Genomic DNA, 23442 nt, shown 5'->3' with positions numbered 1-23442 from the left:
AGTTGACCGTTGCGGGGTCAATAAGAGCATCGTCTGACAACACTGTCAACAGACAATCTCGTGCTTGACAGACGTGCGAGACTTTCGGCGTGCAGGAGAACCCGACCATCACGGCAGCGGAGATCGCCCGGCTCGCCGGTGTCGGTCGCGCTGCGGTCAGCAACTGGCGTAAACGGCATCCCGACTTCCCCGCCCCGGTGGGCGGGACGACGGCGAGCCCCGAGTTCGACCTGGTCCAGGTCGAGCAGTGGCTCCGCACCCAGGGCAAGCTCCCCGAGCTCGCCACCGCCGACCGGCTCTGGCGACACCTCGCCGCGGCCAGCGACTCCCCGGCCGCCGGCCTCGCCGCCGTCGGCGCACTGCTACTGGCCCGTCAACGCGGCTCCCGCAGCGGCAGCACCGACGCCCAACTCACGCCGCTGCTGCCCGACGTCGACGCCCTCACCGACGAGCTGGGCCCGCAGGGCGCGTTCGACGAGCTGTGGCAGCGGTTCTCCGCACCAGGCCCCGGCCGGCCCTTCGCCACCCCCGACGACCTCGCCGACCTGATGATCGGGCTCGCCAACGTAGGCGGCGGTTCCGTGCTCGACCCCGCCGCCGGCTCCGGCGCCATCCTGCGCGCCGCCGCGCGCGCAGGCAGCACCTCGATGTACGGGCAGGAACTTGACGACGAGTTGGCCCGGCTCGCCGGCCTGTGGCTGGCCCTGCACGACGTAACCGGCGAAGTCAGCGGCGGTGACTCGCTACGCGCCGACGCCTTCGCCGGCCGCGCCGTCGACGCCGTCGTCTGCCACCCACCCTTCGGTGCCACCAACTGGGGCGACGACGAACTCGGGCACGACCCCCGCTGGATCGTCGGCACCACACCCCGCACCGAACCGGAGCTGGCCTGGGTGCAGCACGCCCTGGCCCACCTGCGGGTCGGCGGGCACGCCGTCCTGCTGATGCCACCCACCGTCGCCAGCCGCCGCGCCGGCAAACGCATCCGCGGCGAACTGCTGCGCCGCGGTCACCTGCGCGCCGTCATCGCACTTCCGCCGGGGGTGGCGGCGCCGCACGGCGTACCCCTGCACATGTGGGTGCTGCGACGTGCCGCGACCGACGCGCCGCCACCGGCGCGGACGCTGCTGATCGACGCCGCGAACGGCGACCTGGCCGACACCGCACCGCGCGTGCTGGCTGCGTGGCGGGCCTTCGCCGCCGCCCCGGACGGCGACGTCGAGGAGGCCGGGTTCGCCCGCGCGGTCCCGGTCATCGAGCTGCTCGACGAGGACGTCGACCTCACCCCCGCGCGCCGGCAACCCGCCGTCGTGGGCGAGGCTTCCGGAGAGCATCTGGTACGCACCAGAGAGCGGCTGGCCGCCATCGTCGGCGAGTTGCCGGCGTTGCTGCCCCAGGTCACTCCCGCGCCCGACGGGCCGGACGGCCTCTTCCTCACCGTCGGGGAGCTGGCGAAGACCGGAGCGCTGCAACTGATCGGGCCGGTCCGTGCCGGCACGTCCACACCCGCACCCGACGGGCCGCCGGTGCTCACCGTCCAGGACGTGCTCACCGGGGTGGAGGCGTCCGGGCGGATCGACGATCGATTCGGGCAGGAGATCCCCCTCGCAGTGGGTGACGTGGTGGTGCCGGTGATCGCGCGGCAGCTCATCCCACGAGTGGTCACCACCGCTGGTGCGGTGTTGGGGCGCAACCTCTATCTGCTGCGGCCCAACCCGGCGGCACTCGATCCGTGGCACCTGGCCGGTCAGCTGCGAACGTCAGCGAACGAGAAGCAGGCGTCGAGCCTGTCGAGCACGATGCGATTCGACATCCGACGGGCGCAGGTGCGGCGACTGTCGATCGACGCGCAGCGAGTGCATGGCGACGCGTTCCGGCGTCTCGTCGCCTTCGAGTCGGCGATCCGGCAGGCCGCCTCGCTGGGCGCCGAGCTGGCGCAACTGACCGCGGACGGGTTGGCGCGGGGGGTTCTGCGGCCAGACGCCGACATCCGATGAAAGGCGCGGCGGGGATGTTCCGCGAATTCGGGCCGGTCCGCTTTGCCGATCCGCAGGAGAGCATCTTCGACAGCGTCGCCGATTAGGAACTGCCCGACCTCACCCAGGTTCTCAGCTATTTGGTCAGGTCAGACCTCGATGATGGGCCAGTCGTCGCCGAGCACCTTTCGCAGCTGGTCGGCCCGAGAGGTGATCACACCGGCAGCGTTGCTGATCGCGAGGAAGGCCGCGCTGCCGGCACCGAGACGGCCGGTCTGCCGGGCCATGCCCCCGATCATTGGACAGTCGTCGGCCCGATCGACGTGCAGGGCCGGTGTGATGATCCGTACGGCCGGGTTGCGGCGCAGCATGGACAGGTATTCGTGCTCGGTGTGGTCGAGCAGGCTGTATGCCTCGAGCAGGCAGACGAGCGGGACGGCGACAGTCGCATCGGCGTCGGCCGCATCCACCATCGCTTCACCGATGGCGTCGACACCCTGGGCGTAGGCCATCAGGGCACCGGTGTCGAGCACGTAGACCGGTGCGCTCACGCCGCACTCGGCCGGTCGAAGCCGGCGTGGACGTCGTCGACCGGACGCTCCAGCAGCTCTGCCACTCGGGCAATAGCCGCCTCGCGCATCTCCGGTGTCACCTGCCGGGAGGCGAGGCGCCGCACCGCACCCTCAGGGTCGTACGGATACTCGCCATGCCCAGCGGCCCGCAGGGCCGCGCGCATGTCGTCGGATTTCCGACGGCGGCGCAGCGTTTCGGTGACATACGCGGAAACCTGACGAGCCGGGAGCGCATCCAGCTGCTCGGCTACGTCATCGGGAACGGAGATCGTCACACGCCGACTCATACAGCAGACCCTAACAAAGTATGAATTCAAGGCCCAGGAGGAACCGCCGTTCGGACGCTTCCTGGTTGAACGTGCAAAGTTGTACGGTCATGCGTCCGCCGAGGCGTCCAGCCGACAGCGCGGACGAGCAGTTCAGGTGGGTGTCATCGTGAGGGGGACGAATGACGCTGGGCAGAATCGGCGGCTATGACCTGGTCCGGCCGCTGGGCTCAGGTGGCATGGGCGACGTGTTCTTCGCGGTGTCGCCGACCGCCGAGCGGGTCGCCGTCAAGGTGATCAAACAGCACCTGATTGAGGCGCCGACCGTGCGTGAGCGCTTCGCCGCCGAGGTCGACAGCCTCAAGCTGGTCTTCGGCTCCCGGGTGGCCCGTCTGGAGGGCGCCGACCCGTACGCGAACCCGGCCTGGCTGGCGGTGGAGTACGTTCCCGGGGCCACGTTGCGCCAGCACGTCGACGCCCGGGGGCCGCTTCCGCTGCCATTGGCGGCGATGGCCGGCGCGATGCTCGCCGAAGGCCTCGCCAAGGTGCACGAGGTCAAGCTGCTGCACCGTGACCTCAAGCCGCAGAACATCATCCTCGGCCCGGATGGGCCCAAGCTGATCGATTTCGGGCTGGCGGTGTTGATTGAGCGGGATGACTACCTGACCGAGCCGGGCGCACTGGTCGGCACGCCCGCCTACATGTCACCCGAGCAGGTCAAGGGTGAGCGGGACCTGACGCCGGCGGTCGACGTCTATGCGCTCGCGGCGACCCTGGTCTTCGCGCTGACGGGGCGTGGGCTCTATCCGTCGACGAACTCATGGAATCTGCTGCTGCGCATCAGCGAGCCGAGCGACCTGCCCGATCTGTCTGAGGTGCCGGCCGAGCTGGTGCAGTTGCTCGGCGCGATGCTCGCCTTCGACCCCACCGCCCGACCGGGCCTCACCGACATTCGCGCCCGGCTGCTCGCGGTCGCCACCGCCACCAGCGGCAAGAGCGTCCACGCCCTGCGCCAGGAAGTCGCCGAACTCACCTACGACGGTGGCACGGAGCTGCTGGTCCCGCCGGACCTGGACGATCCACGACAGGACCCGGAAGACAGCGCGGTCGTCGAGGACGAGACCCCTCCGAAGCCGACACCAAACCCCGACAAGCGCGACCCCGAGCGGCCCACCAGAGAGCCAGCCGATGTGACGTGGCTCGTCGACAAGATGCGCCGCCAGTACGCCCGCCGCTCCACCCTGTAGGAAGGCACCACCGATGACCACCACCCAGGCCGCTACCTTCGCCCCGGGCTCCCGCATCGTCGTCCGCGACGAGGAGTGGCTGATTCGCAGCGTCAAGACCGGCACCGCGGACGGCACGATGGTGAAGGCGGTCGGCGTCTCCGAGTTCGTGCAGGACGTCGAGGCGACCTTCTTCACCGAGCTGGAGGCCATCACGCCGCTGGTGCCCGAGGAGACGGAGCTCGTCCAGGACACCTCGTCGCGGTTCCGGCAGAGTCGCCTCTTCCTGGAGGCGGTGCTGCGGCGTACTCCGCTGCCCCGCACCGAGCGCGGGTTGGCCCTCGCTGACCGGTTCCTGCTCGACCCGTTGACCTACCAGCAGCGGCCGGTGGAGCTGGCCCTGTCCGGTCTGCGGCCGCGGATCCTGCTCGCGGATGTGGTCGGTCTGGGCAAGACCCTGGAGATCGGGTTGATCCTCGCCGAGCTGATCCGCCGGGGTCGCGGTGAGCGCATCCTGGTGGTCTCGCCGCAGCAGGTGCTTGAGCAGTTCCAGCGTGAGCTGTGGACGCGGTTCGCCATCCCGCTCGTGCGGCTCGACTCGACCGGCATCCAGCGCATCCAGCAGGAGATCCCCGCCGGCCGCAACCCGTTCACGTACTTCAAACGGGCCATCATCTCGGTCGACACCCTCAAGGACGCCGGCCAGTTCGGCCACCACCTCGACGCCACGACCTGGGACGCGGTCGTCATCGACGAGTCGCACAACCTCATCAACAAGGGCACCCAGCGCAACGAGCTGGCCCGCCGCCTGGCTGCGAAGACCGACGCGCTGCTGTTGGCCAGCGCCACCCCGCACAACGGTGACAAGGAGTCGTTCGCCCAGTTGATCTCGCTGCTCGACCCGGCGGCGATCGCCAACGAGAAGGACTACCAGGCCAGCGACATCGCGCACCTCTACCTGCGCCGCACGAAGATCAGCCCAGAGGTACGCGACCAGATCGGCGACCGCTGGGCCGACCGCGGCCCGTCGCAGGCGCTGCACTGTGCGGCGACACCGATCGAGGAGCAGATCTTCGACGAGCTGACCGACGTGTGGCTGGCCGGCAAGTGGACCGACGAGGCGATCACCGGTCAGCACCGGCTCTTCCCGTACACCTTGTTGAAGTCGTTTCTCTCCTCGCACCGGGCGTTGCACGAGACGGTGACCAACCGGCGTAAGAAGGCCGCCGGCACCGAGCGGGCGGCGCTGGACCGGCTCGCGGAGCTGACGTCCGCGATGACCGACCAGGATTCCAGCAAGCTCACGGGGCTGGTCGACGAGCTGCGGAAGATCGGCGTCGGTAAGGGCAGCGACACCCGGGCGGTGGTCTTCTCCGAGCGGGTGCCGACCATCAAGTGGCTCGCCGAGGTGGTCCCCGGGCTGCTCGGCCTCAAGCCCAACGCGATCCGGGTGCTGCACGGCGGCGTGGCCGACAAGGACGAGCAGACGATCCTGCAGGAGTTCGAGCTGGCGGGCAGCGACGTCCGGTTGCTCTTCACCGGCGACGTCGCCTCCGAGGGTGTGAACCTGCACCAGCAGTGCCACCACCTGATCCACTACGACATTCCGTGGAGCCTGATCCGGATCGAGCAGCGCAACGGCCGCATCGACCGGTACGGGCAGAAGCATCAACCGCAGTTCCGCGCGTTGATCCTCACCTCTGACCGTGACGACGCGAAGGACGACCGGACGGTCGCCGAGAAGCTGCTCAACCGTGAGGAGACCGCGCACCGCAGCCTCGGCAGCGTCGAGGCCCTGACCGGTCAGTTCGACGCCAAGGCCGAGGAGGACCGGCTGGTCCGCGACCTGCTCGCCGGCAAGTCGGTGGACGAGTCCTACGAGGCCGCCCACGCTGAGGTCGACGTGATGGCCGACCTCTTCGGTGAGGTCGGCACCGCGCCCGTGACGGCGGACGTGTTGCAGGCCCGGGTCCCCAAGCTCTTCGACTCCACCCGGGATTTCGTCGACACGGCCCTCTACGAGGTCTACGAGGACCGCCCCGAGGACCACATCGACCTGCGCCGCGAGGACGAGTTGCTGACTTTCCTCGCGCCCGACGACCTGGTGCACCGGCTCACCGACCTGCCCCGCTCCTACCTGCGGGCGCACCGGGAGGGCGAGGACCTGCGGCTCAAGGTCACCTTCGACCGTCCGCTCGCCCAGCGCAAACTCGACCAGGCCCGGCAGAGCAAGACCCCGATGTGGCCGGACATCGCCTTCCTCAGCGACGTGCACCCGATGGTCGACTGGTTGGTCGACAAGGTGCTGATCCGGCTCGGCCGCCAGCAAGCTCCGGTGCTCACCGCCGACGTGGCCGCGCCCACGTTCCTGATCCAGGGCGTCTACGCCAACCGCCTCGGCCAACCCACCGTCGTGCAGTGGATGGCCGTCTCCGACCTCCCAGCCGCGCCAACCATCCGAGCCATGGACGAGGTGCTGCGGGAGGCGAACGTCGGCCCCACGATGGTCAACCGCGCGGAGACCATCGCCATCGCCCCGCTGAAGGCGCTGCTGCCGGAGGCCGTCCAGGTGGCCCGGCAGCATCTGGAGGGCAAGCGCGACGAGTGGGCCGAGGCGAACGCCGAGCCGTTGCGTAAGCACCGCGAGCAGTTGAGGACCTTCCAGCAGGCCAGCATCCGCGATGAGCTGCCCGGTGCGCATCGGGAGAAGCGACGCCAGCGCGTCGACACCACCGTCCAGGAGCAGCACGACCTGCTCGACCGCTTGGAAACCACCGGCGACCCGCTGCTGCGGGTGCTCGCCGTCCTCGTACCGTCGCAGGAGAACGCCGCATGAGCTTCGAGTCGCTGACCAACCGTGGCGAGTACCTCTCCGCGCACTACCTGGCCGAGATCCTGCCCACCACCCTCAAGGGTGGCCTGCTCAAGCAGTGGGCCGAGGACGAGAAGTCCGGCCGGGTCACGCCGCGCGCCGGGCTGCGCGGCATGCGCCGGACCTACTTCGACGCGAAGACCGAGCTGACCGACGTCGACTTCTTCGACCCGGAGCGGCTGCGCAAGCAGCACCAGGACGTGCTGCGGGCGCTCGGCTTCGACCCGCAGCCGCAAACCATCACCGTCGAGCGCAACGCCCAGGAGTACGAGGTCCACGTCGCCCACGCCGAGCTGACCAGCGCGCACGGCATCGTGGCACTGGACTGCGGCTGGGCGGTCGACACCGAGGCCGCCCAGGACCCGGACGACGCCGGCCGGCTGCTCGACCCGCTCACCCTGTCGAGCACCGAGACCATCGAGACGGGCGCCAAACTCGCCTCCCTGCTCTTCGCCGCCGACAGCCCGAAGCCCCGCTACGTGCTGATCCTCAGCGGTGGCGTGGTCACCCTCGCCGACCGCACGGTCTGGGGTGAGGGCCGCTACCTGGCCGTCAGCCTCGACACCGCGTACGCCCGCAACGACGACAAGGAACTAGACGTCGTCGCGGCGCTCTTCGGCGCCGACTCGCTGCGCCCGCCCGCCGAGGGTGGCAGCGAACCCCTCGCCGACCTGGTCGCCAGCTCCCGCCAGCACGCCGTCGGTGTCTCCAGCGAACTCCGCGAGGGCCTGAAGGTCTCCGTCGAACTCATCGCCAACGAGGTCCTCGACCAGATCCGGCGGGCCGGCTACCAACCGCAGCAGGTGATGGCCCTCGACGAGCTGGCCAAGGAGCTGGGCCGGGAGTCGCTGCGCTACCTGTACCGGATCCTGTTCCTGCTCTACGCCGAGGCCCGCCCCGAGCTGGGCGTGCTGCCCGTCAACGACCCCCAGTACGTCGAGGGCTACAGCCTCGCCCGCCTCGGTGACCTCGTCTCCCGCCGGATGGCACCGTCCGCCGAGGACGGCACCCACCTGTACGAGTCGCTCGACCTGCTCTTCCGCATGGTCAACGACGGGCACCGGGAGCGCGGCGGCGCGGAGATCGCCGACAAGGCCAGCGAGGGCGAAGGGCTGCGCTTCGAGCCCATGAAGTCGGACCTGTTCCTGCCGGAGAAGACCAAGCTCATCGGCCGGCTGATCCCCGTGCCCGGCAGCGACCCCGACGACGACGACGCCCCGAAGATCGACACCCGGCTGCGCAACAAGGTCCTCTACGAGGTGCTGCGCCGGCTGATGCTCACCAAGGGCGGCAAGAAGCGCCGCGGCGGTTTCATCTCCTACGCCCAGCTCGGCATCAACCAACTCGGCGCGGTCTACGAGGGCCTGATGTCGTACACCGGTTTCGTCGCCACCGAGCAGCTCTACGAGGTCGCCAAGAACGGCGACCCGAAGGACGGCTCGTGGATGATCCCAGCCTCCAAGACCGACGAGTACGACGACAACGTCTTCGTCTACAAGGAGAACGCGTACACCGGCGTCCGTAGCCGGGTCTGCTACGAGGCGGGACAGTTCGTCTACCGGCTCGCCGGCCGGGACCGGCAGACCAGTGCCTCCTACTACACACCGCAGTCGCTGACCGAGGTCACCGTCCAGCTCGCCCTGAAGTACCGCCTCGACCAGGACAACACCATCACGCCGGCCCGCGAACTGCTGGACTGGACGATCTGCGAGCCGGCCCTCGGCTCCGGCGCGTTCCTCAACGAGGCGATCAACCAGGTCGCCGCCGAATACCTGCGCCGCCGGCAGAAGGAACTGGACGTCACCCTCGACCCGGAGGACTACCACCTCGAACTCCAGCGGGTGAAGGCGTACATCGCCCTGCACAACAGCTACGGCGTCGACCTCAACCGCACCGCCGTCGAGCTGGCCGAGGTGTCGCTCTGGCTCAACGTCATGCACGCCGGCCTCCAGGCCCCCTGGTTCGGCCTGCACCTGCAACGCGGCAACTCCCTCATTGGCGGTGGGCGCAAGACCTACACGCCGAAGCAGCTCGCCGACAAGTCGTGGCTCACCACCGCGCCGAAGGAACAGCCGTTCCGGGACGGGCCGATCGACGAGGGCACCATCCACCACTTCCTGCTCCCGGCTGATGGCTGGGGTGCGGTCGCGGGGGAGAAGGAAGCCCGCGAGCTGGCGCCGGCCGAGACCGCGAGATTAAAGGCATGGCGTACGGCGATGAAGCGCACGCCGTCCGCCAAGGGGAAGAACTCTCAGGTGCAGCGCTTGCAGGCGCTGGCTCGGCGGGTCGAGTTCCTGTGGGGGCTGGTGCAGCAGCGGCTCGACATCTCCGAACGGGAGATCCGCCGCGACATTGCCGTCTGGGGTGCCGAGGACCTGCCTCCCGTTACCGAGGCGGTGCCACGGGAGGAGATCCTCGCCGACCTGACCGCGCCGGGCACGCCGTACTGGCGGCTCAAGACGCTGATGGACGTCTGGTGCGCGCTGTGGTTCTGGCCGCTGGACAAGGTCGGGCTGCTCGACGGCTCCGACCCGGTGTACCCGGCCGCGCCCGTCCAGGTCTCCCACATCAAGGACGAGCCGGCGTACGACGAACCGGCCGTCTACGAGACTGCGGACATCTTCGGCAACGTGCAGCCGCAGCAGATGAAGATGCTGACGAAGGCCACGGGAACCCGGCGGATGACGGTGGCGGAACAGCTCCGCCAGCAGGTGCCGCTGTCTAGCCTGGACGACTGGCTGACGTTCGCAGAGGCGCTCGTCGGGCGGCGTGACCTGGACGAGGACACCGCGCGGTTCTACGACCAAAGGTTCACGAGCCTGAGCGAGATGAGTGATTTCGAGCGGAAGCTCGAAGGCGTCATCGGCGTCGACTCACCGTGGATGCTGTCAGATCGGTTCCCCTGGCTGCTCGCCGCCGACCAAGTTGCCGAACAGCAGGGCTTCTTCCACTGGGAACTAACCTTTGTCCAGGCGTTCGCCAAGGGCGGTTTCGACCTCCAAGTTGGCAATCCGCCGTGGGTGCGTCCAGAGTGGAAGGAAAAGTTGGTTCTCGCCGAGCACGATCCCTGGTTCGAGCTGGTCGTTAGCGAATCGCCTCGGCTTCGGCAGGAGCGCCGCAGGGTGCTGCTGGAGGATGGGCGAGTGCGCGCCTCCGTGCTCAGTGAGTTGCTTTCCAATGAAGGTCTGGTGGCTACTCTCGGCAGCGCTACGGAATACACCGTCTTGAGTGGCACGCAGCCAGACCTGTATCGAGCGTTTATGTGCCGTGTTTGGCGGCACCTCGGAAAACGCGGGATCGCGGGTGTCATTCATCCGGATGGTCATTTTAGTGGAGCGCGTGAAGGATTTTTGCGGGCGGCTACTTACAGTCACCTGCGATTGCATGCCCATTTCCAGAATCGGCGTCTGCTGTTCCCGGAGATTGGCTGGACGCGCCAGTACTCGGTGAACGTATACGGGCGACGGCAGGAGGTGTCGTTCGCCCATTTGAGCTGGATGTTTGATCCGATGGTTATTGTTGAATCGCTCGCTCACGACGGTTCTGGCGACGCGCCATCGATCAAGCATAATGGTGCCTGGGATCTGCGCCCTCATGCTACGCGGGTGGTGCATGTCGACCGTGAGCGTCTTGCTGCCTGGCGGCAGCTTCGGCCAGAGGCTGAAGGAACTGTGGAGCAGACCCAACTGCTATTCCCAGTCACAACACTCGAGGGACGGGCAATTGCGGCCCTTACTGCCTACCGGGACCGGCTTGGCGGTCTGGAACCGCGGATTAGCTCTGGCTACCACGAGGCCAATGCCCCTAGGGAGGGGCTAATTCGTAGGGCGCTTGATCGGCCCGCTGTCTGGGAGGAAGTAATTCTTCGCGGCCCTCAGTTGACTATCGCAACGCCCTTCGCTAAGCAGCCGCCGCAGACTGGAACGTACGATCCGCTCACTGACTTGTCGGCGTTGAATGCGGATGCAGTTCCCTCTACTGACTACGTTCGAAGCTGCGAGTTAGAGCGGTTTCGAGCGGCTCAAGAGAGCTGGAACGGACGCCGGTGTACGGAGTTTTACCGCCTTGCGTGGCGTCGGAGGATACCGTACGACACCGAGCGATCGCTTTTCGCTGCTCTCCTTCCTCCAGGTGTTTCACACGTTGACGCTATCCATTCTCTTGCGGCATCGAATGATCTCGAAACCGTTCTCGCTGCTGCGTTCTGGACCGCACTACCGCTTGACTATTTCTTGCGCATCACAGGGCGTGCTGACCTCCGGCAGGCGGAAGCTCGTGCGATGCCAGCGGGAACACGCTGTCATCCTTTGGCGCTGCCGGCGGTGCTCCGAACGCTACGGTTGAACTGCATAACGAGTGCTTACGCCGAGCTATGGTCATCTCTCTACAGCGACGCGTGGTTGGGTGAGTCGTGGGCTGTCGATTGGCCGGACATGGAACCCCTCGGGCAGGGCGGGGGCGCACCATTGACAGCCCACTGGAATGCGGATACCCCAATTCGAAACGAGCGCGCTCGCCGTAGTGCCCTGGTCGAGCTCGACGCTTTAGTGTCGGTTTGGCTCGGCATCAGCGCAGACGAGCTCGTTGCAATCTATCTTAGTCGATTCCCGCAATTGACGAGGTATGAAGAGACGACATGGTTTGATGCGCGTGGACGGAAGCTCGCGGAACATCGAAGCGCTTTCGGTTTCGGGCAAGCGAAGGCCGATTACGAAAAGTTTGTCGCTCACATGGGCGATCCCGACCAGAATCCGCATCTGGACGGGTTCACTGCCCCGTTTTACAAGGCGGATCGAGTGAACGAGTATCGGCAGGCGCATGCCGCGTTCAGTAATCGGCTTCGAGACGCCATTGACGCGGGCTGGCAACGGTCGTAGCTCTCGCTTGACGACAACGGTATGCACCGAGCGTTGATCGTCGGCTGTTCGGCCGATTTAAACAGGAGCCAGATTCGTCTAGGGTGGCTAGCGGATGGCTCGTATGGAGACATGAAGTTGGCTTGCGCTGCTGGATCGTGTAAGTGAACGTATAGTTCTCTTGCTCGGCAGTACTCAGGGGCAGGATTCTAATGCCACGTCCGCAACGACATTGGCCCATGATTACGGCCTCGCGAGCCGAGGCCGCTCTCGCAGTGCGACTTTATAACGATCCCGCAGAAGAACGTTCCTTTGAGGGCTTTGTGGTGCACATGCACCTTGCCTGGCTGTACTTACTACACGCAGAGTTCACTCGAGATGGTGTAGATTTCCGCTATCGGCAGCGAGGTAACCCGCGGCTCTTGGAGCGTATCGACGGCGAGCCAAAACGCTGGGAGCTGGCAAGATGCGTGGCCGAGCGGTGGCTCTTCGATGACCCAATCCGCAAAAATATCGAGTTCTTCATTGGTCTCCGCAATAAAATCGAGCATCGTTACGCTGGCAAGGCCGATCTATCTCTTGCGATCGCGCTGAGCGGATATGCGCAAGCGCTACTTCTGAATTATGAGGAGGAACTGGCGGGGCAGTTTGGCGAGACGGTGAGCCTTGCCGCCATGCTTCGATTCCCTCTTTTCGTGGGTAGCTTTACCGATGCTGGTGAGACTGTTCTGCGCCGCCTACGAAAGGCTCTACCGGCACCCCTTCGAAAATTCGTGGTCGATTATGAATCAGGCTTGAAGAGCGATCTTGTTAACGACCCACGGTACGAATTCCGGTTGCGCGTAACCAATGAGTTGGCTCCGAAGGATCCAGACTCTCTGGCGATTCAGTATACGCGCTATGACGACATGACGGACGAGCAAAAGGCGGTTGTCGAGGAACTGGGTCGGAAGGGTTTTGTCGTCGTGCGTGAGCAGAAGCGGAGTGTAGTAAATCACGAACTCTTCAAGCCTCGTCAGGTAGTCCTTGCGGTAGCTGAGCAAGTACCCTTCGTCTTTCACATGGGACACTTCGTCAGGGCGTGGCAGGAGTTGAAAGTTCGGCCGGTTGGGCGCTCAGACCACCCAGAACGGACTGACGAGAAGTACTGTTTTTATGACGCCCTGCACGGCGATTATGGATACACCAAAGCGTACGTTAAAAAGCTCGTGCGAGAGCTGAGTTCCGTTGATAGATGGCGCAACTTCTTCGGCGAAGATCCCCAGGACAAGGCGTCCGGGGAGTGGGTCACTGATTCGGATAAGCATCTGCCACGGCAGAGAAATGGTGCAGAGACTGATGCCGAGGTTCCATCTGCCCAGGATCGGGAAGGTCAGTATGGCGCAGAATAATTCGACGCCTGCCACTCCTTGAAGCTGGCTACCGTCCAGTCTGACGGCCTACGTAAATTTGCCTTTCTTCCTTTCAATATGAGCGTCAGTGGTGTTCGCCTGCGCAACCCGAACCTCCGAAATACCGTGATCTGCGCGGCGAACGTGGGGGCCATGGCGGACCCGGTGGTCGTTGTTTGAGGACGTGGCCCTGCCCGTAGTTGGGGACGCTGCCTCCTGATCGAATGCGCAACGGGAGCGTGTCCGGCTCGCCCGCCGGCTGCGCTCCCGTCTGAGGTGCAGCTCAGTGCTTTGACTCGGTGGCCCGGACGAAGCTGGTCCAGGCGGCGGGGGAGAAGGTGAGGGTTGGTCCCGCCGGGTCCTTGCTGTCGCGTACCGCGACGAGGCCGGGCAGGTTGTCGGCGACCTCCACGCAGTCGCCGCCGTTGCTGCCGCTGCGGGTGCTCTTGCGCCACTGGGCGTCAGTCAAATCAGCCATGGTGGACCTCTCCGATGATCTTATTGATGAGCTGCCTTGATTGTGCCTCATCGAGCGTCAAGTCATCGAGGCTCGCCCACACCTGCTCGTAGGCTGCGTACTCCTCGGGTCGGTCCAGGTACAGGGCTCCGGTCCACGACTCGCAATAGACGACCGGCGGTTCGGGGATGGTCCGGTTGCCGGGTGGGAAGTCGAGGATGACGAAGGTCCCCGCCTCCGCGCCTCGGTGGATCCCAGCGGTCAGCGGGAGAACTCGGACCGAGACGTTGGGCATCTGCCCGACCTCCCGTAGACGACGGAGTTGGTCGGCCATGGTTGCTGTGTCGCCAACCCTGCGCAGCAGCGCTGCCTCGGCGAGGATCACTTCGAGTTTGGGTGCCCGAGGCAGTCGCCGATGGAGCAGGGTCTGCCGTTGCAGTCGTGCTTCAACCAAACGTAGGCGTTCCTCTTCCGTCACCTCGTGGCGGTGCTGGTAAATCGCCGTGGCGTAGGCGCGCGTCTGGAGTAATCCGGGGATGAGTGCTTCGTCGAAGCGGCGGATGAAGGAAGCGGCGGACTCCAGGCCGACGTAGAGCTCGAACCAGTCGGGGACGGCATCGCCGTACGAGTGCCACCAGCCCTTGGCCTTGGTCTCGTTGGCCAGGGCGGTGAGGGCGCCGGTCAGGTCAGGCGTCGCCCCGTACAGCTCGCACATGGCCTTGGCGTCCACGGAGCGGACCGGGCCGAGGCCGGTCTCGATGCGCCACAGCTTTTGTCGGCTGAACTGCATCGCCTCGGACGCGCCGTCCAGCGTCATCCGCGCCTCGGTGCGTAGGTCGCGCAGCGCTCGCCCGAGCTGCCGTCGCGGCACTGTCGATCCCATGTCGTCGGCCATCGGCTCCCGCCCTCTCCGTGTTGCATTTTGTTACATCCGGACGCCATCGGTGAAACGCGCGACGGTTGCGCCCGGGAATCAATTCCATTGGGTGCTGTCACGCCGAGCCACTACGCCTCTGACCATACAAGACACCCCCGACAGCAGCCATGAACGCGCAATTCCCACGCGTGCTTAATCGGCGTACTGTCGGGGGTGGAATGGTGTGGTGTGCGGTTTAGAATTCCTGGCGGATCCGGGCCAGGCCGCAGGCAACCAGCATGCTGAGAATGACCAGCCCGACCCTCGTCCAGGGCACGTCCCTGCTCGGCCGGACTCCGATGGAGACCGCCACCGCCAGTTGCGCGGTGAGGATGAGGCAGATGACGACACTGAGCACCCGGTAGCCGACCCCGAAGAAAGACCACCAGGTCACGGTGCCGAACACCGCAGGCACCACCATCAGCAGGCTCAGGCCGATCAGTGGCGTTGCGAGCTTCCACCGCAGCAGAGAAGCCCTCGCCGGGGGCGATGTCTGTCGTGTCACCCGCCGATTATCCAGAGGAGGCTCCTCAACCGCTGCCCTCGATGACCCGGACGACCAGGACCGTCCCATCTCGGCCGAACGAGTACACGTTGCCGTCGTCCGGCAGCTCAGCTCGCCGACGAAAGAAGCTCGGTGCACCCCTCAGGTAGGTGCCGACCTGGCCCTCGGCCAGCTCACGGTAGAGGCGACTTTCGACGCCTCGGAACACCTCCAACACCCTGCCCCGGCCCAGGGGTGCGCGGTGCAGGGTGCCCTCTGCGGAGAGCCCGTTGGGAAGGGGGAACGTCGCGGCGCTGCTCGTCGCCCATGCCGGGTCGAGGCTGAACAGCGCGGGCTGGAAAGCGGGATCCTCCACTCCGCGCTGACGCGGCGTGGCATAGCTACTGGCGGCGGCGTTGTCGCCGGCGAAGAGGAGGGCGGTGGCCGCCACGGCGCGGGTCAGGATCTGGGTGAACCAGCCACGTTGCTGCTCGGGTATGTCGAAAACCTGGGGCGCTCCCGGCGGCAGCTCGTCGGGCAGGTCCGGCTCGGCGACAGACTCATCGGCGGGGGAGAGCGCGCCGGTAGGCGTCTGTCTCGCCTCGGGCTCTTGCGGAATGGCTGTCCGCGGGCGCCAGAACTGGTCCTCGGCGGGGGTGCTCAACAGGCCGTCCAGTTCCTCGTCGTCACCGGACCACAACTCGTCATCCCCGGGCGGATCGAGCACATGAGCGGTGATCCCGGTCTGGGCGAGGTGCGAGGCGACCATCAGCGACGGAGGATGGCTTCCGCCCACCGACAACGCCTCCACCTGTACGGCGGCTCGGGCGAGCTGCCCGTGGACGAAGTTCGGCGGCCCGTGCGTGCCCTTGCACTCCGTCCTACAGGCCGCGATCCTTACCTTCACGCCACGCGATCACGTCGAGGATGCGCAACGCGCTGACCTCAGTCGGCAGCTCGGCCGCGTCGCGTAGGCGCAGTAGCCGTCGATGCAACGCGCAATCGTTTGCCCGCAGTGCCGTGCGCAAGGGTTCCCACTGTGCCGGCACCGTGTCGGTCACGGCAGCGACCACCGTGTCCCAGATGGGCCGCAGGCGTGGCCGCTTCCGCGCCAGTAGCTTCGACGCGGTGGTCGTGCCGACGCCCGGGATGGAACGCAGCTCATCCATGAGCCGCCAGCCAGGCCAGGTATCGCCGAGGAGTTTGTTCTCGTTTGCCAGCTCACGGTCAGGGCCGAGGTCTACAAGCAGCTTCGAGAACTCACCCGAGCGGTCACGTAGCAGCGCCCGTACCGCTGTCTTCGGTGCCTCGACGGAGAGGAACTTGATCGCAATCAGGTCATCGGCCGTGAAGCGCATGGGGTCGCTATCGGTTGCCCAGGTGTCGAAGTACGCACCGTCGGCACAGCCGGGACCGAGATACGGAGCACCGTAGTAACGCTTCAGCAAGGCGACGGCGGCAGCGTCATCGGATGTCTGGAGCGCATCAGGTAGCCGGAACGTCATGATCGGACCCTGCCAGCGTGGACCAGGAGTGTCTATGGACCGAACGGGGCACCGCCCCGCACCCCATCGGCCATCCAGGCCGAGAGGCACGCGGCGTAGGGCTCTCACCCAATGCTGGTCGATATCGACGTCGCGACGTCTTCGCGAAGCGCGGCAGCACGTGCGTCGTCGAACCTGGCCAGCAGTGAGTGTGCCTCCCGCCAGTGCTGTCCGGCCTCCTCGCGGCGGCCCGCATCTTCAAGCGCGGCAGCCAGATGGGCCAGCGTCAGGGCGAGTTGCCAGTCGTCCCCGAGTTGCCGGTGCACCACCGCCGCGCGCAGGTGGAAGGCAATCGCCTCGTCCGACTGCCCCAGTTCCCGGTAGGCCTCACCGGCGCCGTCGAGCGCCATCGCCTCGCGGCTACGGTCACCGAGCCGACGTTGAATCGTCGCCGCCCGGTGCACGGCCTCCAGCGCCTCAGCGGGCCGGCCGGAGGCGCGCAGCACCCGTGCGTACTCCACCAGCCAGTGCCCCAGCCACACCTGGCTCATCCCCTCGGCGATGGCAGTGGCCGATTCGATCGCGGCACGAGCCTCGTCGGTGCGGCCAAGTTCCCGCAGGGTCATGCTCAGGAAGAAGAGCGAGTTGCCCTCCTGCCCGCGGTCGTCGATCTCCCGCTGCACCACGAGTGCCCGATCCAGCAGCTCAGCGGCATCGGTCAGCTCACCCAGCTCGTAGCGGGTCTCGGCGAGGTTGCTGAGCAGTAGTGCCCGCCACCGCTGGTTGCCGAGCCGCTCAAAGATCGCCAGGCTCTCGCCGAAGTGGCTGAGCGCCTCGGTGAGGTGACGGTGGCGCAGGCCCAGCAGCCCGAGCGCGTTGATCGACACGGCTGTGCCGTACTCGTCGCCGATCTCCTGTCGAATGACCAAAGCGGCCCGGTGCTGCACGGCGGCCTCGCTGAGCTGGCGAGCCTGGAAGTGGGCCTTGCCGAGGCTTTCCAGCGCCTCCGCCTCGCCATGCCGGTCGCCCAGCGTGCGGGCTGCGGCCAGCCCGATCCGGGCGGTGGTGAACCAGTCTTCGAAGGCGTTCTGATGCATGAAGACGCTGCGCAGCAGCGCTGCCAGTTGCCAGGCGACCCGCGGTAGGCCCGCCTCGCCGGCTGCGCGGGTTGCCGCTACCAAATTGTCCCGTTCGGCGCCGAACCAGGCGTCCGCCTCGGCGTTCGTCGCGAAGGTGAGCGGCGTGACGTCGGCCGGCGGATCCAATGGCACGGTCCGGTTGAACGGCAGCGTGCGGGTCAGCGCGGCGTCGGCGGTGTGCAGGTACCAGTCCAACTCCCGGCGCAGCGCGGCTTGCCGATCCTCCGCGCTCTCCAGGTGCCGGACCTGGTCGACCGCGTAGGCGCGCAGGAGGTCGTGGAGTTGGTAGCGTCCCGGAGAGCTCTGTTCCAACAGGTGCGCGCTGACCAGAGCGTCGAGCGGTTGCCGTACCTGGGACAGTCGCACACCGGTCAGCGCGGCGGCGGCCGGGGCGCTGAGATCCGGGCCGGGGTGTAACCCGAGCAGCCGGAACAGGCGCGCGGACGTCGGGTTCAGGGCGCGGTAGGACCAGGCGAAGACCGCACGTACCGCGTCGGATTCCTCGTCCTCCTCGGCGGTGAGTGCGTCCCACAGGGCCGACTCGTCTCGTAGATTGTCGATCAGTTCGCCGAGGGGCATGAATGGGCGGCTCGCCGCCCGCTCGGCAGCGATACGCAGCGCCAGCGGCAACCGGGCGCAGAGTCGCGCCAACTCGGTCAGCTCGGCGGGGTCGTCGCCGCTGCGATAGGGCGAGGTGACGTCGCGTAGCAGGGTGACGGCGTCGTCCTCGGCCAGGATTCGCAGCGTCAGCCGTCGGCCTCCGTCGCGGGTGGTCAGCCCGGAGAGCATGTTCCGACTCGTGACCACGGCAAGGCAACGGCCCGTGCCCGGCAGCAGTGGGCGCACCTGCCGGGCCGATGCGGCGTTGTCCAACAGCACCAGTACGCGCCGGCCGGCCAGGCGCGAGCGGTACAGCGCAGCCCGGTCATCCAGATCCGCTGGCACCGCCGAGGGCGGAACACCGAGAGCCCGTAGGAAGCGGTCGAGGATCTGATCCGGCTGCGCCGGCTCGCCCGGATCGTAACCGCGCAGGTTGGCGTAGAGCTGCCCGTCAGGGAACCTGCTCAGGACGCTGTGCGCCCAGCGCAGGGCGACCGAGGTCTTACCGACGCCGGCCGTCCCGGTGATCACCGACAAGCTGACATCGACGCTCTGATCCCCCTGGGTCAACAGCCGGTTGAGTGTCCGCAGCTCCTCCACCCGATTGACGAAACCGCGCACGTCACCGGGGAGTTGCTGCGGTCGCTCCTGGGCAGCTGCCTCACCGTGGAAGTGCACACCGCCGTACACGTCGCGGGCCTGGACCAGCTCCGCCGGCCCGGACAGCTCGGAACGGTTCACCTGAGCCGGCCGCTGCCCGGGCTCGTCCGAACCGACGACGTCCACCTCGTCACCCCGCGTGGGGAGGCCCCATCGGTGCCACCGCACGGCCGAAGTACTCGTCCAAGGGTTCACCGCGGTGGTAGAGGGACTCGATGAAGGACTGGCAGCTTGCCACCAACTCGGGGTCGCGCCAGCGGCGGGCAGCCGCCAACACTCCGTCGGCGTTGTAGACAGCCTCGTACATCACCTCGGCGCCGAGGGTGTAGATCTCCGGCAGCTGCCCGCTCGTCTCGTCCGCTGCGACTGCGTCCGTGCCGACCACCTGGGTCAGACCGCCATATTCGTGCCGCAGCCGCAGAACGTGCAGCTCCCACTGGAGGTACGGAGTGAGGGGTTCTTCGATGATCCGCACCCGACGGGTGGCGAACCCGTTCTCCGCGATCCGCCGGTAGTAGCTCCGGAAATCGGGGCGGCGCGCGTCGAGGATTCGCAGCGAATCCTCCCATCGCCCGTCGGCGAACGCCTGCCATCCCTCGTCGCTGGGCTCCTTGAAGGTCTGCTGACGTTCCAGCTTCCAGAAGCCCGGACCACTGGTCCGCCAGAACCGATCGTCGAAGTCCGCCCAGTAGTCCTCCAGGCGGAGCAGCTCACCGGGATCCCCGCCGAACAGGTCATGCATCAGGTATGTCCACCTTCGCCGCGATCATTGTCGATCGGGGAATGATGATAAGTCGCTCGCCCGGATCCACCGAGACGTCGGCGGGAAGTCGTCCATGGTAGGCCTCGGTGAGGTCCTGCCCGATCACCGCGATGTCGCCGTTGCTCAACTCCCAGACGTCCGGGCAGCTGCCGTCGCCGGAGGTGTTGCCCAGCTCGTGCGAGGACTTGCCCCAGCGGCGGGTGAGCTCGGCGGTAGGGTCCGCTTCCCAGCGCTGTCCGCTCATGGTGGCCTCCGGAGTCGGGTGTCCGCGCGAGCACCCAAGGTAACATCGAGGCTGCTTGATTACTTGTGCCCCATGTTCGTATCCACGAGCCGGGGTGATGGTGGGAGGCGGAGTTGTGACCGACCCGATCATGGTGACCGCGGCGATGACGCTCGTTGCGTGGGCGACCACCGAACTGGCCCAGAGTGGCCGGGCTGCGGTATTCTCCCTGATCGACTTTCTGCGCAGCCGGTTTCAGCACGAGCCGGCGTCCCGTGCCGTCGTCGAGGGCGCTCTGCAACAGCCTTCGCCAGAGGCGGTGGGCCGCCTCGCCGAGCTGCTCGAACGGGAGTCGCGCCGCGACGTGGCCTTCGGCGCCGAGCTGCGATCTCGGTGGTCGCAGGTCGAGGTCACCGTCGCCGAAGGTGCCGGCGGCGTCGCCAACTCGGTCTCCGGTGACGTGGACGGTCCGGTGGTGCAGGCACGTGACGTCCACGGCGGTATCCATTTCGGCGACCGCCCCGACCGGCACTGACGCTGCGTACTGAGCTGATATCTTCCCGTGTTGTGGTGAGCGAACGTGAGCTGTCTTCGATGGACGATCTGCTGACCGAGACGCGTCGGGCGTTGGAGGCCGTACGGTCCTGCCACCCGGACACCCTCGCCGATTCCGATGAGGTCCCTGCCGCCCAGGGCAGTGCCGCCGACGGGCTGGTCACCGCCACCATCACCGACGGCAGACTCGACTCGTTCGTGATCGACCCGAGACTGATGCGCTTGCCCTCTTGGGAGCTGGCCCAGCATGTGATGACCGCTGTCAACGAGGCACTCGACGTTCTGCGAGGAGGCCAGCCCGCCATCGGGCAGCCCGTCGACGTGGACGCCTTGGCGGGCGGCCTTCACGAGGTGCAGGACCGGTCGATTCGACAGATGGCCCAGATGGGCCAGGCGTTGCAGGACGTTGTGGCGTTGCTACGTGAGCCGCGCCGATGAGACCGCTGGACGTCGACCCGGCTCAGCTGCGGGAGGCCGGTGAGGCGGTGCGGAAGGCGGCAGATCAGCTTGGCGAGCGGTGGCAGCAACTTCGCGCAACGGCCGACGGGATGGGAGACATCTTCGGTACGGACGATGTCGGTGGCTTGATCGGCGTGTCCTATCAGGCCGCCCACCAGGTCGCAGAGCGGTCGATCACCTCCGTTCTCAACGCCCTGAGCGGCTTCGCTGACGGCCTGGTCGGGATGGGCCACGCCTATGATCAGGTCGAGGAAGACAACACCGACCTGTTCCGTGCGCTGGGCTGACCCACGATGGGCATCCAGATTCCGGGTGAGCTGTCCGGCCTGCTGAACGAACTCGGCTACATCTGGCCGGAGAGCGACGAGGAACGGCTCTTCGAACTGGGCCAGGCGTGGATCGCCTTCGGGGCAGAGGTGGACACCGTTTCGGCCGCCGCAGGTCAGGCCACCGTGAGGCTCAGCGACAACCATGGGGAGGCGTTGGAGGCTTTCCGTGTCCAGTGGGCTCACACCGACTCGGCCCCGGAGGTACTGCACGGGATTTGCACGGGAGCACGGGCAGTCGGAGCCGCGCTGTTGGTGTGTGCCATGGCGGTGCTCGCGCTGAAGATCAATGTGATCGTCCAGCTGACTCTGCTGGCCATCGCGATCGTTCAGGCTATCGCCACGGCCGGACCGACCCTGGGTGCCTCGTTGCTGGAGATTCCCGTGTTCAAGAAGTTGATCGACATCGCGATCGACTTTTTGATCGGGCAGGCGCTGGAGATCGTCCTTGGGTAAGCGCGGCCGCAAGGCGGGCGGTGAGGCCGCCTCCGGCATCATCGCCAAGGCGGCGTCCGCATCGATGCGGGAAGCCAAAGAGGTCGGGCCCAAGGTCGCCGGTGACGCCACTGATGCTGCCCGAAAGGCCATCCCTGGCCCCGCCGGAAAAATTCCCCTCAAGCCGCCGAATTCTCGGCACAATCTCGACAGCATCCGGCCGAAAAGCCCCTCCAAGGAGGTGAACACGGTCGTCCTTCCTGGTACGGACGTCGCGAAGGACCTGGACGACATCGCTGCGGGCCGGGCCACCTGGGATCCGGATCGGCAGCGCTACCTGGTCAACGGTCGTACCTATGCGGTCGAGCCGAGCGGCACGGTCTTTCCTGAGGCGGGTCCTGGCCTGGAGCAGTTGAACCGCGCCGAGTACGGCGCGCTGAAGGAGTACATTGCCGCTGGCGGCGACATCGAGAAGGCGAGGGCCGCGATGGCCCGCAACCCGTTCCTGACTGAGGCCGCGCAGGAGCGGGCGCTGGAGGTCTTCCGCCACCACAAGAGCTACCGGGGGTAAGTGTTGCGCTATCAAATCCACTTCGAGAAGGAACTGCCCGCCGAAGCTCTGCGCCGATTCCTGAGTGAGGACTACGGCATCTCGCCGCACGCGGTCTACATCGGGCGGATCGAGGACCGGGCGATCGATGACCCTCGGCCGGTCGCCATGCTCAATCCTCCGGACGAGGACGAGGAATTCGGCTGGATCCTGACCGGTGACACCGAGCTCGCCGACGCCACCGGTCAGGGGGAGCGAGAGTTGGCGGCCACGCTGGCGCGAACCTTCGGGGTGCGAGCGCTGGTCGATGACGGAGGCATCTATCCCGACCGGTGGGTGCTGGTCAGCACCGACGGCAGCAGTGGCCGGGTCCTCACCGACGAGGACGCCGCGGCCGACGGGCACCTGCGGGTCGTGCATGCTCTCGAACCGATCACCGGCGAGCCGCAGCTCGCCGTCGTACCGCCGCCGGACTGGGCCCGCGACTGGTGACCGGCTAACTGCTTGCCGCCCGCCGCTGGAATCGCTCGAGGATCGACGCCCGGGGGTATCCCGGCAACTCGATCCGCACCACCTGGCCGAACTCCTTGCCCGTGGTCGACCCGATTCAGCCGAGGTCGTGCTCCTCCAGGCTGGTGTTGAGGACCCAGGCGAGCGGCATGGTCGCGCGGGCAACGTAGCGTTCGCCGTCCAAGCGATGCATGGTTACGGTCTGCGCCGCATCCTGGTCAACCACCCAGTACTGGGGGATGCCTGCGGCGGCGTACTCACTGCGCTTGGTCACCGTGTCGACACCCTCGGAGCCGGGCGACACGATCTCCACCACCAGAAGCACGTCTGCTACCGGCAGCCAGACCCCGTCGGACTGAGCCTTGCTCCACACGACCAGGTCGGGGATGCGTCCGCCGACGCCGCCGTCACGACCGGGTATGCGTAGCCCGACCGCCTGGGCGATGCGATCCGCCGGGACGCCACCCTGGGCGAGCCACACCATGAGCCGGGTCGCGATGATCGCGTGCGCGTATCCCGGCGGCGGCATGATCGAGACGACTCCCTCGGGGCTGATTTCATACCGGTGGTTCTCGTCCTCGGCCATCATTGCCGTGAGGTCATCGAGCGTCACGACAGGGGGCATGTACCTGCCAACCGCCTCCGAGCTCATGGGCGCATCGTACCGGTTCGCCACGTGGTTCCCGTGGTGGTGGCACCCGGTGGTGCGCCCGTTCCTGAGC

Annotated in this window: 22 protein-coding genes; 11 read left to right on the top strand and 11 right to left on the bottom strand. The window is 66.9% G+C overall.

All coding sequences use genetic code 11. The features are described from left to right. Positions 1-89 precede the first annotated feature (89 nt). The gene (locus EV382_RS11220) at positions 90-1997 is read left to right on the top strand and encodes an N-6 DNA methylase (protein ID WP_130401504.1); all 1908 of its coding nucleotides are present in this window, start codon (positions 90-92) and stop codon (positions 1995-1997) included. Positions 1998-2125: 128 nt separating this feature from the next. Here EV382_RS11220 and EV382_RS11215 read toward each other — a convergent pair whose 3' ends face one another. Both EV382_RS11215 and EV382_RS11210 read right to left on the bottom strand, forming a co-directional pair. After that, entirely contained in the window at positions 2126-2527 is a 402-nt protein-coding gene (locus tag EV382_RS11215; protein ID WP_130401503.1) for a hypothetical protein, read from the bottom strand. Further along, positions 2524-2823 (bottom strand): hypothetical protein, encoded by a 300-nt coding sequence (locus tag EV382_RS11210; protein WP_130401502.1) that lies wholly within the window; start codon positions 2821-2823, stop codon positions 2524-2526. The genes EV382_RS11215 and EV382_RS11210 overlap by 4 nt, the downstream gene beginning before the upstream one ends. Before the next feature lie 173 nt (positions 2824-2996). Between EV382_RS11210 and EV382_RS11205 the strand changes: the two genes are divergently transcribed. From EV382_RS11205 to EV382_RS11190, 4 genes are all read left to right on the top strand, one after another. Next, the gene (locus EV382_RS11205) at positions 2997-4061 is read left to right on the top strand and encodes a serine/threonine-protein kinase (RefSeq protein WP_130401501.1); all 1065 of its coding nucleotides are present in this window, start codon (positions 2997-2999) and stop codon (positions 4059-4061) included. 13 nt (positions 4062-4074) lie between these two features. Then, positions 4075-6876 carry an SNF2-related protein gene (locus EV382_RS11200; RefSeq protein WP_130401500.1) on the top strand — a complete coding sequence of 934 codons (2802 nt, stop codon included), beginning with the start codon at positions 4075-4077 and terminating at the stop codon, positions 6874-6876. Then, entirely contained in the window at positions 6873-11789 is a 4917-nt protein-coding gene (locus EV382_RS11195; RefSeq protein WP_130401499.1) for a DNA methyltransferase family protein, read from the top strand. Before EV382_RS11200 ends, EV382_RS11195 begins: the two co-directional genes overlap by 4 nt. A gap of 191 nt (positions 11790-11980) precedes the next feature. Beyond that, complete coding sequence (locus EV382_RS11190; RefSeq protein WP_341870154.1) at positions 11981-13159, top strand: DUF3644 domain-containing protein; 1179 nt, start codon at positions 11981-11983, stop codon at positions 13157-13159. A 283-nt stretch (positions 13160-13442) separates the two neighbouring features. Here EV382_RS11190 and EV382_RS11185 read toward each other — a convergent pair whose 3' ends face one another. From EV382_RS11185 to EV382_RS11150, 8 genes are all read right to left on the bottom strand, one after another. Beyond that, the gene (locus EV382_RS11185; protein ID WP_130401497.1) at positions 13443-13637 is read right to left on the bottom strand and encodes a DUF397 domain-containing protein; all 195 of its coding nucleotides are present in this window, start codon (positions 13635-13637) and stop codon (positions 13443-13445) included. Further along, positions 13630-14511 (bottom strand): helix-turn-helix domain-containing protein, encoded by an 882-nt coding sequence (locus tag EV382_RS11180; protein WP_130401496.1) that lies wholly within the window; start codon positions 14509-14511, stop codon positions 13630-13632. Before EV382_RS11180 ends, EV382_RS11185 begins: the two co-directional genes overlap by 8 nt. A 217-nt stretch (positions 14512-14728) precedes the next feature. Next, positions 14729-15037, bottom strand: coding sequence for a hypothetical protein (locus EV382_RS11175; protein ID WP_244236629.1), 309 nt, complete (start codon positions 15035-15037; stop codon positions 14729-14731). 25 nt (positions 15038-15062) lie between these two features. Next, entirely contained in the window at positions 15063-15923 is an 861-nt protein-coding gene (locus EV382_RS11170) for a hypothetical protein (protein ID WP_130401495.1), read from the bottom strand. Continuing rightward, a complete protein-coding gene (locus EV382_RS11165; RefSeq protein ID WP_130401494.1) occupies positions 15898-16521 on the bottom strand; it encodes a DUF6308 family protein in 624 nt (207 codons plus the stop codon). The genes EV382_RS11170 and EV382_RS11165 overlap by 26 nt, the downstream gene beginning before the upstream one ends. Before the next feature lie 104 nt (positions 16522-16625). Next, a complete protein-coding gene (locus EV382_RS11160; RefSeq protein WP_208758371.1) occupies positions 16626-19025 on the bottom strand; it encodes an ATP-binding protein in 2400 nt (799 codons plus the stop codon). Positions 19026-19029: 4 nt separating this feature from the next. Beyond that, the gene (locus EV382_RS11155) at positions 19030-19641 is read right to left on the bottom strand and encodes a DUF6879 family protein (RefSeq protein WP_130401493.1); all 612 of its coding nucleotides are present in this window, start codon (positions 19639-19641) and stop codon (positions 19030-19032) included. Then, a complete protein-coding gene (locus EV382_RS11150; protein ID WP_130401492.1) occupies positions 19634-19906 on the bottom strand; it encodes a hypothetical protein in 273 nt (90 codons plus the stop codon). Before EV382_RS11150 ends, EV382_RS11155 begins: the two co-directional genes overlap by 8 nt. 115 nt (positions 19907-20021) lie before the next feature. Here EV382_RS11150 and EV382_RS11145 point away from each other — a divergent pair, with 115 nt between their 5' ends. The 6 genes from EV382_RS11145 to EV382_RS11120 are packed head-to-tail and all read left to right on the top strand — an operon-like array spanning position 20022 to position 22702. Beyond that, on the top strand, positions 20022-20420 hold the full coding sequence (locus EV382_RS11145; RefSeq protein WP_130401491.1) for a hypothetical protein: 399 nt from the start codon (positions 20022-20024) through the stop codon (positions 20418-20420). A 59-nt stretch (positions 20421-20479) separates the two neighbouring features. Beyond that, positions 20480-20878 (top strand): YbaB/EbfC family nucleoid-associated protein, encoded by a 399-nt coding sequence (locus tag EV382_RS11140; protein WP_130401490.1) that lies wholly within the window; start codon positions 20480-20482, stop codon positions 20876-20878. Continuing rightward, a complete protein-coding gene (locus EV382_RS11135; protein ID WP_130401489.1) occupies positions 20875-21186 on the top strand; it encodes a WXG100 family type VII secretion target in 312 nt (103 codons plus the stop codon). The genes EV382_RS11140 and EV382_RS11135 overlap by 4 nt, the downstream gene beginning before the upstream one ends. Positions 21187-21192: 6 nt before the next feature. Then, positions 21193-21681 carry a WXG100-like domain-containing protein gene (locus EV382_RS11130; protein ID WP_130401488.1) on the top strand — a complete coding sequence of 163 codons (489 nt, stop codon included), beginning with the start codon at positions 21193-21195 and terminating at the stop codon, positions 21679-21681. After that, entirely contained in the window at positions 21674-22231 is a 558-nt protein-coding gene (locus EV382_RS11125; RefSeq protein ID WP_130401487.1) for a hypothetical protein, read from the top strand. The genes EV382_RS11130 and EV382_RS11125 overlap by 8 nt, the downstream gene beginning before the upstream one ends. After that, a complete protein-coding gene (locus tag EV382_RS11120) occupies positions 22232-22702 on the top strand; it encodes a hypothetical protein (RefSeq protein WP_244236628.1) in 471 nt (156 codons plus the stop codon). It begins immediately after the preceding gene. 115 nt (positions 22703-22817) lie between these two features. Here EV382_RS11120 and EV382_RS11115 read toward each other — a convergent pair whose 3' ends face one another. After that, complete coding sequence (locus EV382_RS11115; RefSeq protein ID WP_244236627.1) at positions 22818-23372, bottom strand: Uma2 family endonuclease; 555 nt, start codon at positions 23370-23372, stop codon at positions 22818-22820. Positions 23373-23442 lie beyond the last annotated feature (70 nt).

The sequence above is a fragment of the Micromonospora violae genome (assembly GCF_004217135.1).
In the GTDB taxonomy this organism is placed as follows: domain Bacteria; phylum Actinomycetota; class Actinomycetes; order Mycobacteriales; family Micromonosporaceae; genus Micromonospora; species Micromonospora violae.
The sequence above is the reverse complement of the archived record's forward strand: the minus strand, read 5'-3'. Positions and strand labels throughout refer to the sequence as shown.

Coding starts and splice junctions, on each gene's coding strand:
- EV382_RS11205 (WP_130401501.1), top strand. CDS start 2,997: ATGACGCTGGGCAGAATCGGCGGCTATGACCTGGTCCGGCCGCTGGGC.
- EV382_RS11200 (WP_130401500.1), top strand. CDS start 4,075: ATGACCACCACCCAGGCCGCTACCTTCGCCCCGGGCTCCCGCATCGTC.
- EV382_RS11195 (WP_130401499.1), top strand. CDS start 6,873: ATGAGCTTCGAGTCGCTGACCAACCGTGGCGAGTACCTCTCCGCGCAC.
- EV382_RS11190 (WP_341870154.1), top strand. CDS start 11,981: ATGCCACGTCCGCAACGACATTGGCCCATGATTACGGCCTCGCGAGCC.
- EV382_RS11185 (WP_130401497.1), bottom strand. CDS start 13,637: ATGGCTGATTTGACTGACGCCCAGTGGCGCAAGAGCACCCGCAGCGGC.
- EV382_RS11180 (WP_130401496.1), bottom strand. CDS start 14,511: ATGGCCGACGACATGGGATCGACAGTGCCGCGACGGCAGCTCGGGCGA.
- EV382_RS11165 (WP_130401494.1), bottom strand. CDS start 16,521: ATGACGTTCCGGCTACCTGATGCGCTCCAGACATCCGATGACGCTGCC.
- EV382_RS11155 (WP_130401493.1), bottom strand. CDS start 19,641: ATGCATGACCTGTTCGGCGGGGATCCCGGTGAGCTGCTCCGCCTGGAG.
- EV382_RS11150 (WP_130401492.1), bottom strand. CDS start 19,906: ATGAGCGGACAGCGCTGGGAAGCGGACCCTACCGCCGAGCTCACCCGC.
- EV382_RS11140 (WP_130401490.1), top strand. CDS start 20,480: ATGGACGATCTGCTGACCGAGACGCGTCGGGCGTTGGAGGCCGTACGG.
- EV382_RS11135 (WP_130401489.1), top strand. CDS start 20,875: ATGAGACCGCTGGACGTCGACCCGGCTCAGCTGCGGGAGGCCGGTGAG.
- EV382_RS11130 (WP_130401488.1), top strand. CDS start 21,193: ATGGGCATCCAGATTCCGGGTGAGCTGTCCGGCCTGCTGAACGAACTC.
- EV382_RS11115 (WP_244236627.1), bottom strand. CDS start 23,372: ATGAGCTCGGAGGCGGTTGGCAGGTACATGCCCCCTGTCGTGACGCTC.